At 66.2% G+C, this 11,883-nt stretch carries 9 protein-coding genes; 4 read left to right on the top strand and 5 right to left on the bottom strand.

All coding sequences use genetic code 11. From position 1 onward, the window contains the following. Positions 1–185: 185 nt before the first annotated feature. Both ASG25_RS02315 and rnd read left to right on the top strand, forming a co-directional pair. Positions 186–1,583 (top strand): multicopper oxidase family protein, encoded by a 1,398-nt coding sequence (locus ASG25_RS02315; RefSeq protein ID WP_062471922.1) that lies wholly within the window; start codon positions 186–188, stop codon positions 1,581–1,583. 114 nt (positions 1,584–1,697) lie between these two features. Then, complete coding sequence (gene rnd / locus ASG25_RS02320; protein WP_062471925.1) at positions 1,698–2,843, top strand: ribonuclease D; 1,146 nt, start codon at positions 1,698–1,700, stop codon at positions 2,841–2,843. A gap of 99 nt (positions 2,844–2,942) precedes the next feature. Here rnd and ASG25_RS02325 read toward each other — a convergent pair whose 3' ends face one another. Further along, positions 2,943–3,350 carry a DUF2000 family protein gene (locus tag ASG25_RS02325; RefSeq protein WP_062471931.1) on the bottom strand — a complete coding sequence of 136 codons (408 nt, stop codon included), beginning with the start codon at positions 3,348–3,350 and terminating at the stop codon, positions 2,943–2,945. A gap of 112 nt (positions 3,351–3,462) precedes the next feature. Here ASG25_RS02325 and ASG25_RS02330 point away from each other — a divergent pair, with 112 nt between their 5' ends. Continuing rightward, positions 3,463–4,254, top strand: a complete 792-nt coding sequence (locus ASG25_RS02330) for an AraC family transcriptional regulator (RefSeq protein ID WP_062468703.1) — start codon at positions 3,463–3,465, stop codon at positions 4,252–4,254. A 132-nt stretch (positions 4,255–4,386) separates the two neighbouring features. Then, positions 4,387–5,754 (top strand): esterase-like activity of phytase family protein, encoded by a 1,368-nt coding sequence (locus tag ASG25_RS02335; RefSeq protein WP_062468706.1) that lies wholly within the window; start codon positions 4,387–4,389, stop codon positions 5,752–5,754. A 116-nt stretch (positions 5,755–5,870) separates the two neighbouring features. On the opposite strand, the gene ppx is transcribed toward ASG25_RS02335, so the two are convergent. The 4 genes from ppx to ASG25_RS02355 form a co-directional block, all read right to left on the bottom strand. Further along, positions 5,871–7,391 carry an exopolyphosphatase gene (gene ppx / locus ASG25_RS02340; protein ID WP_062468709.1) on the bottom strand — a complete coding sequence of 507 codons (1,521 nt, stop codon included), beginning with the start codon at positions 7,389–7,391 and terminating at the stop codon, positions 5,871–5,873. A 12-nt stretch (positions 7,392–7,403) separates the two neighbouring features. Continuing rightward, entirely contained in the window at positions 7,404–9,554 is a 2,151-nt protein-coding gene (locus ASG25_RS02345; protein WP_062471933.1) for an RNA degradosome polyphosphate kinase, read from the bottom strand. A gap of 188 nt (positions 9,555–9,742) precedes the next feature. Beyond that, positions 9,743–10,450 (bottom strand): DnaA regulatory inactivator HdaA, encoded by a 708-nt coding sequence (gene hdaA, locus ASG25_RS02350; RefSeq protein ID WP_062468712.1) that lies wholly within the window; start codon positions 10,448–10,450, stop codon positions 9,743–9,745. After that, positions 10,447–11,577 carry an AI-2E family transporter gene (locus tag ASG25_RS02355; protein ID WP_062468716.1) on the bottom strand — a complete coding sequence of 377 codons (1,131 nt, stop codon included), beginning with the start codon at positions 11,575–11,577 and terminating at the stop codon, positions 10,447–10,449. Before ASG25_RS02355 ends, hdaA begins: the two co-directional genes overlap by 4 nt. Positions 11,578–11,883 lie beyond the last annotated feature (306 nt).

The raw sequence follows: 11,883 nt of genomic DNA on the forward strand, positions 1-11,883 counted from the left end.
TCCGATTTGTCAAGGCCGGCAGGTCGGGGACAGCCGCCGCCGCACCTCTGCCGGAGCCGGCCGCGACCGGTGCGACGTCGCGGCCGGGCGGAAAGGCGGGCCCGCTGGGCGGAAAGGCGGGCGGGCAATTGCTGAACGGTGCAATCAAGTTTATGGAAGGGCGAAAATTGCCTGTGGACCGGATCATGCCTGCCCTCACCCGTCGAACGCTTCTCAAAGCCAGTGCCGCCACCGCCGCCTCCTTCGCGCTCGGCGCGGGCCTCGCCGCGCGTGCCGGCACGGCGGCACCCCTGGCGCTCAACGCCCGGTTCGGCACAGCAAAGCTTGTGGAGGGCGGCGCGGAGACGCGCGTCATGACCTGGGCGCTCGGCGACGAAGCCGCGCCATCCGGCGCACCGCCGATCCTGCGGATGCGGAAGGGCCAGCCGTTTGCGGTCCGCCTGCGCAACGAACTCGACGAGCCGACCACCGTGCACTGGCACGGGCTGCGCATCCCGAATGCGATGGACGGCGTGCCGGAGATGACGCAGGCCTACGTCTATCCGGGCGACGCCTTCGACTATGCCTTCACCCCGCCCGATGCCGGCACCTTCTGGTATCATCCCCATTGCAACACGTTGACCCAGATGGGCCACGGCATGACCGGCGTCATCGTGGTCGAGACGCCGGATGATCCCGTCTTCGACGCGGAGATCGTGCTCAATCTGCGCGACTGGCGGCTTGGCGCCGACGGAGCGTTCATCGCACCGTTCAAACCCCGCGACGCGGCGCGCGGCGGCACCTATGGCACGGTGCGCACCGCCAACTGGCAGCGCGCCCCGCAATTCGAGGCACCGGCCGGCGGACTGGTGCGGCTGCGGATCGCGGCAACCGACGTCACGCGCATCTATACGCTCGGCATCGACGCGCCCGCCGCCATTCTCGCGCTCGATTCCAATGCGCTTGCGGCCCCGCGGCTGCTCGATACGCTGGACCTCGGGCCGGGCCAGCGGGCGGATATCGTCGTGCGCATGCCGGACGGCGAAGGGCAGGTCGTCACGATCGGCAACCTGCGCGGCTCCAACCCCTGGACCATCGCGACGCTGGTCGCGCGCGGTGCGTCGCTGAAACGCGACCAGCGCGATGCCGGGCCGCTCGCGGCCAACCCGATCGCGCATCCGGACATCGCGTCCGCGCAGCGCATTCCGCTCGACGTCACGGCAACGGCCGAGCACACCGCCGGGACCAGCATCTGTGGCTCGCTCGGCTATACGTTCTGGGCCATCAACAAGGTGCCGTGGCCGGGCGATACGCCGGACCCGGTCGCGCCGCTCGCGGAGTTGAAGCTTGGACAGAGCTACGTCTTCGAGATCGCCAACCGCACGCCGCATGCGCATCCGATCCACCTGCACGGGCTGACGTTCCACATCCTGTCGTCGAACAAGCGCACCATCCTGCCGCCGCCGACGGACACGATTTTGCTGCAGCCGGACGAGCAGGCGGAACTTGCGCTGGTTGCCGACAATCCCGGGGACTGGATGCTTCATTGCCACATCATCGAGCATCAGAAGACGGGCATGTCCTCGTTTCTCCGGATCGTCTGACGGCAGGTCGGCGCCTGCCGAATCGCGGCTTTTTCATGTCGCTTGGTTGACATCCCCGCATCAAAAGAGAAGAGAAAGAAAACCCGCCTCCACATCCCCGGAGATCCGATGGACATTATCGATACGACTGCGGCGCTGCAGGCAGCCTGCGACACGCTGGCGACGGCGCCTTATCTGACGATCGACACAGAATTCCTGCGCGAGACGACGTTCTGGCCGCAGCTCTGCCTGATCCAGATGGCGGGCCCGGATATCGCCGTGATCGTCGATCCGCTCGCCAAGGGCCTCGACCTCGCCCCGTTCTTCGCGCTGATGGCCAATCCCGAGATCATCAAGGTGTTTCATGCCGCGCGGCAGGACATCGAGATCATCTTCCATCTCGGCGGCCTTATTCCGCATCCGATCTTCGACACGCAGGTGGCGGCGATGGTCTGCGGCTTCGGCGACAGCGTTTCCTACGACCAGCTCGTCAGCCGCATCAAGGGCGAGCATATCGACAAGTCCTCACGCTTCACCGACTGGAGCCGCCGGCCGCTGACGGACAAGCAGCTCGACTATGCCTTGGCCGACGTCACCCATCTGCGCGACGTCTACCACCACCTCAAGGCCGAGCTGGAGCGCGAAGGCCGCTCGCTGTGGCTGACGGAAGAGATGGCAGTGCTCGAATCGCGCGAGACCTACGACATGCATCCGGACGATGCCTGGCAGCGGCTGAAGATGCGGCTGAAAAAGCCGATCGAGCTTGCCGTGCTGCAGCGCATCGCCGCCTGGCGCGAACGCGAGGCGAGATCCCGCAACGTGCCACGCGGCCGCGTGCTGAAGGACGACGCGCTCTACGAGATCGCCCAGCAGCAGCCGAAGGACGCCGAGGCCATGTCGCGGCTGCGCACGGTGCCCAAGGGCTGGGAACGCTCCAGCGCGGGCGGCGCGATCATCGAGGCCGTCAACGAGGCGCTCGCCTTGCCCAAGGCCGACATGCCGCGCCTGCCCCGCCAGAACCAGACGAGCGAAGGCGCCGCCGCCGCGATCGAACTGCTCAAGGTCCTGCTGAAGCTCGTTGCCGAGAAACAGGGCGTCGCCGCCAAGATCATCGCCAACAGCGACGATATCGAACGCATCGCCTCCGAAGGCGAGAAAGCCGATGTCGGCGCGCTGAAAGGCTGGCGTCGCGAGCTGTTCGGCGACATCGCGCTGAAGCTGATCCAGGGCGATGTGGCGTTGCGCTTCGTGGACCGCAAGATCGAAGCCGTGGAACTCTGATCCACGGCCTTTGCGCCGGGCGGTCCTCCAATGCCGCGTGGGCGAGTGCCGCTCGGGTGGGTGCTGGCTGGACCAGTGCCGCTTGGGCCAGTGCCGCCTCTACGGGTGAAGCTTCGCGCCCTTGACGATCTTGTCGGCGATCTTCTTGTCGGCATGCAAGGCAAGGCCGACGACCTTGGCGCGGTCGGGTGCGAACGCTGCAAACGCCGCCCGGTTGGCCGCGTCGTGGCCGGTGGCAAACATCTCCTCGATATAGAGCGACGACCGGACGTCGCGCTCTAGCGTCCGGGCGAGGATGGTGCGCAAGAGGTCTGCCCCTGCCGACAGGACGATGATCGGCTGGACGCTCAATGCATTGTAGACGTTGCCGTCGGCATCGCGATAGGCTTCGCCGATCAGGTCGGGCTTTGCACCGACGATGCCGCTCGTCAGAAAAGCGGTGACGTTCAGCTTCTGCCAGACGGCGAGATCCTCGCGCAACACGATGACGAATTTGGTTTCGAACATGACGGCGAACTCCATTCTCGGATACAGGGCGCCGACTGCGCCCGCTGCGTCTCTAGCCGATGGCGCAGGCGGCGATCTTGAACGTTCGTGCGGATCGCCCACCGCCGCGCCGATGACGGACCGCATCCGCATCGCGCAAGGGACCGGCATCGAGCGCATCGAAGCCGCGTTTCGCGGCAATGCCTTTGCGCCCCACCGGCACGACACCTATGCGCTTGGTCTGACGCTGCACGGCGTCCAGACGTTTCGCTACCGCGGCGAGGTGCGCTACAGCGCACCGGGCAACATCATCGTCCTGCATCCCGACGAGGTGCATGACGGCGGGGCCGCGACGGAGGATGGGCTGCGCTACCGGATGCTGTATCTGCCGCCCGAACGGCTGATCGACGCGCTGGGCCGCCGCGATCTGCCGTTCGTGGCGTCGCCGGTCTTCTCGGATCCCGCGCTTTGGGCAAGCCTTGCGGATGCGATGCGCGACCTTGACGGCGAGCTCGACGATCTCCACTGCGCGGAACTCCTCAGCGCCGTCGCCGACGGACTGTCGCGGCACGCGAGACTGCGGCAGGCCGGCGGGGTCAGGGTCGACGAAACGGCCGTGCGGCGCGCCTGCGACTTTCTCCAGACCTGTCATGGCCAGCCCGTCACATCGGCGGATCTGGAAGCCGTGACCGGGCTCGGCCGCTTCGCCCTCGCCCGCCAGTTTCGCGCGCGCCTCGGCACGAGCCCGCATCGCTACCTGGTCATGCGCCGGCTGCAGAAGGCGCGCGCCCTCATCCGCGCGGGGCGACCGCTCGCCGACATTGCCCTGGAGACGGGGTTTGCCGATCAGGCGCACTTCACCCGGCATTTCAAGACGGCCCATGGCATGACGCCCGGCCGCTGGGCCGCCCTGTCGCGGGGTTGATGCCGGAGCCGGCCAGCGGGCCGGCCTCCATCCGACCGCGAGACGTCATGCATCCGTCATCAAACCGTCGCGGCGTTATCATTCGGTGCCTGTACGCGCTGTCTCGTTCGTTTCATGACCGAGGATACCGACATGCGATTTTCAGCCACCGCGACCCTGGCCCTCCTGCTGGCCTCTGCGGCCTTCGCGACAGCCGCCAAGGCAGAGGAGCGGCAGTTTCCGGCCACGCTCGCCGGACAGGCCGTCCTGCCCGCCGAGACCATCATCAAGGCGCCGGCGGATGCACCGGAGCACCTGCAGACGTCCGGCAAGTTCACGACCCCGGATCGCAAGCGCGCGTCCGGCCTCGCCACGGTTCCCGGCAAGGATGGCGTCCGCCCGACCGGGCTGTCGCTGCCGTTCGACGGCCAGCCGATGCAGGGCTTCTCCGGCATCAAGGCGGTCGGCGACGGCACGTTCTGGACACTGTCGGACAACGGCTTCGGGTCGAAGCTCAATTCGAGCGACGCCATGCTCATGCTCCACCATATCCGCATCGACTGGGCTGCCGGCACGGTCACTCCGCTGGAGACCGTGTTCCTGTCCGACCCCGACCGGAAAGCCCCCTTCCCGATCGTCATGGAAGGCGCGGCGAAGCGCTATCTGACCGGGGCCGATTTCGACGTCGAATCGATCCAGCCGGTGGCCGACGGTTTCTTCGTCGGCGAGGAATTCGGCCCATGGATCCTGAAATTCACGCGCGACGGACGCCTGACGGACGTGGTGCCGACGGTATCCGGGGACAAGCCGGTGCTATCGCCGGACAATCCCGTCCTCACGGTCCAGGCGGACCCGTCGAAGCCGATGCCGACGTTCAATCTGAAGCGCTCCGGCGGCTTCGAGGGGCTCGCCCTTTCGCCGGACGGCACGAAGCTCTACGGCCTGCTGGAGGGCCCGATCTGGACCGACGCCGCGACCGTCGAGCAGGCGGACGGGCATCCGGCGCTCCGCATCCTGGAACTCGATGCCGCCAGCAAGGCATGGACGGGTCGCAGCTGGCTCTATCCTCTGGCAAGCGGCGGCGAGGCGATCGGCGATTTCAACATGCTGGATGACAAAACCGCCCTGGTGATCGAGCGCGACAACGGCGCGGGAACGCCCGACAAGGCGTGCGCCGATCCGAAGGCACCGAAGCCGGACTGCTTTGCGACCCCGGCCAAGCTGAAGCGCGTCTACAAGATCGACATGAGCGCGGCGAATGTGGGCAAGGCCGTCCGCAAGATCGGCTATATCGATCTCCTCGCTATTGCCGACCCCGAGGGCAAGAACCGGCAGGGCGGCACCCCCGGCGTCTACGGCATGCCTTTCGTCACGATCGAGAACGTCGACCGGATCGACGACACCCACATCATCGTCGGCAACGACAACAACCTGCCGTTCTCGGCCGGCCGCGCCTTGGACAAGGCCGATGACAACGAATTCGTGCTGCTCGACGTGGCCGAGTTCCTCAAGGCCGAATAGGCCGGCGACCGGCCTTCGGCGACTTGCTGGCAAGATGGGCCGGCGAGTCGGGCCGGCAAGTCGGGCCCGCAAGACGGGGAGGATGGTTGCACCGCCCTCCCCGTCAAGATCGGGGACTACTGGAACCGGAAGGCGATGCGCTTGCCGGTCTGCTTGGCCAGCTGCTGCAGGCGGCCTTCGAGGCGCTCTCCGGCAAATTCGCTGTAGGCTGCCGGCACCACGAAATCGAGATCGATGTTCGGCGCCGTCGACGGCTGGATCGTGAGGTTCCGCACGACACCCGGCATCGAGGCCGAGAAGAGATAGGCCACGCGCAACAGCGCGCCGAGGATCTTGGCCTGTTCCAGCATGCGCGCCGGGGTGATGGTGGAGAGCGGGCTGGTGGCGCCGTTGTCGTTCAGCCCGTCATGCCGGTAATAATTGGCAAGCGCGATATAGGCGCGGCCGGCATGGGTGATGCCGGAGAAGGTGGAATGGGCGATGATGTTCAGCGCCTGCAGCCCGCGATAGTCGGGATGCGCCCGCCAGGAAATGTCGGCCAGCAGGCAGGCGGCCTGGCGGTAGCGCGCCTCTTCCTCGGTTTCCTCGACGCCGAAAACCGGCAGGACCCGCCCTGTCCATTGGGCCAGTTCGCGGGCATGCTCGGGCGATCGAGCCCTGAGGATGGCGAGTTCGGAGGCGGCCGTCAGCAGCGGATCGGCATTGCGGGCCTGCTCCGACAGCAGCGAGAACAGATAGCCTTCGCGCACGCCGAGCGCCGAGAACGAGATGCGCGCGGGCTTCAGAAGCGCGATCGTCTCCTGCAGCGCGATTGCGCCATACGGCAAGAGATTGCGGCGGCTGCGCGAAATCGCGGCAAAGGCGGGGATTTTGACGTCCTTGGGCTCGATCACCTCCGGCAGGAAGTTCATGGCCTCCTCGAAGCTCATCTCGTAGCCCTGCATCATGTGCAGCGGATAGTCGCTGAGCTCCATATGCAGCTTGGCGATGGAGCGCCAGGTGCCGCCGACGGCATAGAAATTGCGCCCGGCACCGCGTTTCAGAACGTCGACGTTCTTCACCGTCTTGCGAACATAGGCGCGGGCCCGCTCCAGCGATCCGCCGGCATGTTCCGACAGGCGGATGCCGCCGAGCGGCAGCGTGATACCGGTGCCGATCGTGCGGCCGACGACATCGACCAGCTCCAGCGAGCCGCCGCCGAGATCGCCAACAACCCCATCGGGATCATGGTAGCCGCTGACGATGCCGAGGGCGGAGAAATAGGCCTCTTCCTCGCCCGAGAGGACGCGGATCTTCTGTCCGAGAATGTGCTCGGCGCGGCGGATGAAGTCGGGACCGTTGGAGGCATCGCGCGCGGCCGCCGTCGCCAGCACGAAGCCGGTGGAAGCGCGCGCCTGGGTCGCCAGCGCCTTGAAGCGGTGCAACGCCTTCAGGGCCCGCTCGACGCTTTCGGCGTCCATCTGCCCGGTGGCGTCGATGCCCTTGCCAAGGCCGCACATGACCTTTTCGTTGAACAGGACCGCAGGCGAACGGTTGAGGCCCTCATAGATCACGAGCCGGATCGAGTTGGACCCGATATCGACGACGGAAACAGGAGCGATGCCAGGCAAGCGCCCCTGAGCTTCGGATTCTACCATACGGGTCCAGCTTTACTTTCTGCGGTCGCTGTCCCAGCCGGCGATAACCTTGGGCGCACTCGACTTCAGGGCCTCGCCCCGGCCGGACAGGCTGGGATTGGTCATGAAGTAGACTTGCGCATTGAACGGCTCGCTGTCCTTGGACACCGAGATCCGTCGCGAGGTGCCGTCCTCGAGAATTTCGTAGCTCTGCTGATTATCGATAAGATTTGCCAGCATGATCTGCGACAGGACCTGTTCGTGCACGGTCCGGTTGACGAGAGGTACGAGGGTCTCGACACGCCGGTCCAGGTTGCGCGGCATCATGTCCGCCGAGCCGATATACACAAGCGCATGCTCGGAGGGAAGAGCATGGCCATTGCCGAAACAGAAGATGCGGCTGTGCTCGAGAAAGCGCCCGACGATCGACTTGACGCGGATGTTATCCGACAGGCCGGGCACCTGCGGACGCAGGCAGCAGATGCCGCGGACGATGAGCTCGACCTCGACGCCGGCGCGGCTTGCGCGGTAGAGCGCGTCGATGATCTCCGGATCGACCAGCGAATTCATCTTCATCCAGATCGATGCCGGGCGACCGGCCCCGGCATGCGCGATCTCCTCCTCGATATGCTGGAGGATGCGCGGACGCAGCGTGTGCGGCGAGATCGCCAGCTTCATCCCGGCCTCGGGCTCGCCATAGCCGGTGATGAAGTTGAAGATGTTCGCCATGTCGTGGCCGACGACGGGCGAGCAGGTGAAGAAGGAGAGATCGGTATAGATCTTGGCGGTGACGGGATGATAGTTGCCGGTGCCGAGGTGGCAGTAGGTCCGCAGCCTCCCCTCCTCGCGCCGCACGACCATCGACATCTTGGCATGGGTCTTCAGCTCGATGAAGCCGAAGACGACCTGCACGCCGGCACGCTCCAGATCGCGCGCCCAGCGGATGTTCGCCTCCTCGTCGAAGCGCGCCTTGAGCTCCACCAGCGCCGTCACCGACTTGCCGGCATCCGCCGCGTCGATCAGCGCGCGCACGATCGGGCTGTCGTTGGAGGTCCGGTAGAGCGTCTGCTTTATCGCAAGGACGTCAGGGTCGCGCGCAGCCTGATGGAGGAACTGGACAACGACGTCGAAGCTCTCATAGGGGTGGTGAACCACCATGTCTTTTTCGCGGATGGCGGCGAAGCAGTCTCCCATGTGCTCTCGGACGCGCTCGGGAAATCGCGCATTGTAGGGCGCGAACCGCAGGTCCTCGCGCGGGGCCTTGGTGATTTCCGACAGCGTGTTCAGCGCCAGCAGGCCGGGCAGCACGGCCACGCGGTTTTCCGGCACGGCAAGCTCGGAGATGACGAAGCGGCGCAGCTCCAAGGGCATTTCCGAGTCGATCTCGATGCGGATGACCGAGCCGCGGCGACGGCGCTTCAGCGCGGTCTCGAAGAAGCGGACGAGATCTTCCGCCTCTTCCTCGACCTCGATATCGCTGTCGCGAATGATGCGGAACGTGCCCGCGCCCTTGACGTCGTAGCCGGGGAACAGGCGGCTGATGAACATGCCCACCACGTCTTCCAGCGTGATGTAGCGAATGGTGGCGTGCACGTCCGGCAGGCGCACGAAGCGATCGAGCGCGACCGGCAGGCGCAGCAGCGCCGTCATCGGCTCCCGGCCGGAGCGGCTGACCAGTTGCAGGCCCATGGTGAAGCCGAGATTGGGAATGAAGGGAAACGGATGCGCCGGGTCGATGGAGAGCGGGGTCAGGACCGGGAACATCGACTGGTCGAACGTCGTCTCCAGCCAGGCCCGGTCGTCGGCCGAGAGCGAGACCGGCCGAACGATGAGGATGTCCTCCTTGGCGAGATACTGCTGTAGCACGGCGAGCGAGGCCTGCTGCTCCATCTGCAGCGTGTTGATCTCCTTGAGGATGTCACCCAGCTGCTCGGCCGGCGTCTTGCCGTCGGGGCTGCGCACGACGACGCTCTGGCGGACCTGCGCCTCGAGGCCGGCAACGCGGACCATGAAGAATTCGTCGAGATTGGCCGCCGAGATCGACAGGAAGCGGACGCGCTCCAGCAGCGGATGGGCGGTGTTGAGCGTTTCCTCCAGCACGCGGCGATTGAACTGCAGCCAGGAAAACTCCCGGTTGATGAACCGTTCCGGGCTGTTCAGGAGGTCGATGCCGTCCTCGCCCACGCCGGCCGGGGTCGCTGTTTTCGCGCCCGCCGTCTTGTCGCCAGCGCCTTTGGCGGGGGTGGTCTTGTCGGTCGGGTTGGCCGGCGCCGTGCTCGTTTTTGCCGCAGCTGTCGTCGTGTCCATGTCCCGCTCCCTCATGCGCTATCCTGAAACGCTGCTAGACGAGTTTGACGACGGAACTGTGACAGTCAATCGTCCTCGCCGGGGATTTCCTGCGTATCCCCTGCATTACCAATTTTTTCAAGCACTTCGGCAGCCAGCGCCCGGCTGATCCGTGTCTGTCGGGCGAGCGCCAGCCGGTCCATCTCCGCGACGGTGCGATGGGCGGTTTCGAGCGAGCGCTCCATGCGGGCGACGAGATAGGCAATGAGCTTCTCCTCGGGGAAAAGCTGGCGATCGGCAAAGAGCTTCATCAGGACCTGGCCGAGCAGGTCGTCGTCCGGTTCGCCGGTCTCCACCACGGTGACCGCCTTGAGGCGCGAGGCGAGATCCGGCAGGCGGACGCCCCAGGCGGCAGGCCGGCTGCGGGCCGTGATCAGCAGCCAGGTTCCGTTCTCGCGCACGCTGTTGATGACGTGAAAGAGCGCCGTCTCGTCAAAGCCGCGCCGGTCGGCGTCCTCGTAGACGACGGGGCTTCCGGCGGCGATCTCGGGCGCCTGCGTGCCCGGCTGGAGGTCGATGGCCACGGCCTTGCACGTTCCGGCCCAGATGGCGGCGAGATGCGACTTGCCCGACCCGGGCGGGCCGACCAGCACCACCACCGGCGACGGCCATTGCGGCCAATGGTCGACGATCGCCACCGCCGCTTCCAGCGAGGACGAGACGAGCAGGTCGTCCCGGCTGATCTGCGGTGCGTGCCCGAGGGGCAGCGGCAACTGGTCGTCGCGGCGGTTCATGTCAGGCTGTGCGGTACGTTCGGTTGGGCCTCGATCGTCGCGTGCGTCGGCGGGCTGTGGTAGACGTCGCTTTCGAGATAGCGCGCCAGGGCGAAGCGCACGAGGACACCGAGCGCTGCGGCGGCGGGGACTGCCACCAGCAGGCCGACGAAGCCGAACAGCGAGCCGAAGGCGAGCAGCGCGAACATCAACCAGACCGGATGCAGGCCGACGCTGCTGCCGACGAGCTTGGGCTGCAGGATGTTGCCTTCGAGGAACTGGCCCGAGAAGAAGATGCAGGCGACGACGCCGACCCAGACATAGTCCGGCCAGAACTGCACGAGCGCCACGCCGACCGCGAGCACCAGGCCCACCATGGAGCCGACATAGGGCACGAAGCTGATGATGCCGGCGAAGAAGCCGATCAGCAGGCCGAAGTTGAGCCCGGCGACGGTGAGGAGGATGCCGTAGTAGAGACCGAGGATGATGCAGAGGGAGCCCTGCCCGCGAACGAAACCGGCAATGGAACTGTCCATATCGGTCGCGATCTGGCGGACGGTGGACAGCTGGCCGCGGGGGATCCAGCTGTCCACCTTGGCCACCATGCGGTCCCAGTCGAGCAGCAGGTAGAAGGCGACGACGGGCGTGACGACGAACAGCGAGATGATGTCCAGCAGCGCCACGCCGGAGTTCCAGAGCTGCTGCACCAGCGTACCGAGGAAGCTCGCCCCTTGCGCAAGCAGCCGCGCCGAGTTCTGCCGGATCGCCGGCAACTGGCTCTGCAGCCAGTCCGGCAGCAGATCGGCGTGCGGGCTTGCCAGGAAATCCTGGAAGCTTGCAACGTAATCCGGGATCTTGGCGATGAAATCGGAGGCCTGCGTGAAGATGATCGGGATCAGCAGGACGAGCGACAGCGCGAAGACGACGATGAAGCCGACGAGAATGACGATGGTCGCCATCATCCGGCTGAGGCCCCATTTCTCCAGCCGATCGGCGATCGGATCGAGGAAATAGGCAAGCGCCATGCCGGCGAGAAACGGCAGGAGGATGGAGGAGAAGACGAACAGGAAGGCGATGAACAGGCCGAGCGCGACCGCCCAGAAGACGGCCTGGCGGCGAAGTCCCTTCCCGCTGAACATGGTGGCCATCTGACGCTCCGATCCTTTGATGCCGCGGCGGCCCGGGTCCGCTTTCCCCCAGGGTCTCGCCTGCAGTGAGATAGGTGCGAGATAGGACGGTGCAAGGCGGCCGGTCAAGCGCCCGCGATCGGCTATCCCCGCGGCTATCCCCGCGGCTATCCCTGGGATGGGCTTGCGAACGCCATCCCGGGCGCGCATCCCGGGACGCGCGGGCCACGGAGGCGGATCGGGACGCGATCCGTGCGGGAAAAAGCCCCGCGCCGCGCCTTGCGCGCTTGCACTTGCCCGCACCACATGTCAATCGCAGGGCTTGAA

This window comes from Rhizobium sp. Leaf384 (assembly GCF_001424065.1).
Lineage (GTDB): Bacteria > Pseudomonadota > Alphaproteobacteria > Rhizobiales > Rhizobiaceae > Ferranicluibacter.

What these genes read in the sequence shown, in the direction of transcription:
- hdaA (WP_062468712.1), bottom strand. Translation starts at nt 10,450, where the DNA reads ATGAACCGCCGCGACGACCAGTTGCCGCTGCCCCTCGGGCACGCACCG.
- ppx (WP_062468709.1), bottom strand. Translation starts at nt 7,391, where the DNA reads ATGGTAGAATCCGAAGCTCAGGGGCGCTTGCCTGGCATCGCTCCTGTT.
- ASG25_RS02335 (WP_062468706.1), top strand. Translation starts at nt 4,387, where the DNA reads ATGCGATTTTCAGCCACCGCGACCCTGGCCCTCCTGCTGGCCTCTGCG.
- ASG25_RS02315 (WP_062471922.1), top strand. Translation starts at nt 186, where the DNA reads ATGCCTGCCCTCACCCGTCGAACGCTTCTCAAAGCCAGTGCCGCCACC.
- ASG25_RS02330 (WP_062468703.1), top strand. Translation starts at nt 3,463, where the DNA reads ATGACGGACCGCATCCGCATCGCGCAAGGGACCGGCATCGAGCGCATC.
- ASG25_RS02355 (WP_062468716.1), bottom strand. Translation starts at nt 11,577, where the DNA reads ATGGCCACCATGTTCAGCGGGAAGGGACTTCGCCGCCAGGCCGTCTTC.
- ASG25_RS02325 (WP_062471931.1), bottom strand. Translation starts at nt 3,350, where the DNA reads ATGTTCGAAACCAAATTCGTCATCGTGTTGCGCGAGGATCTCGCCGTC.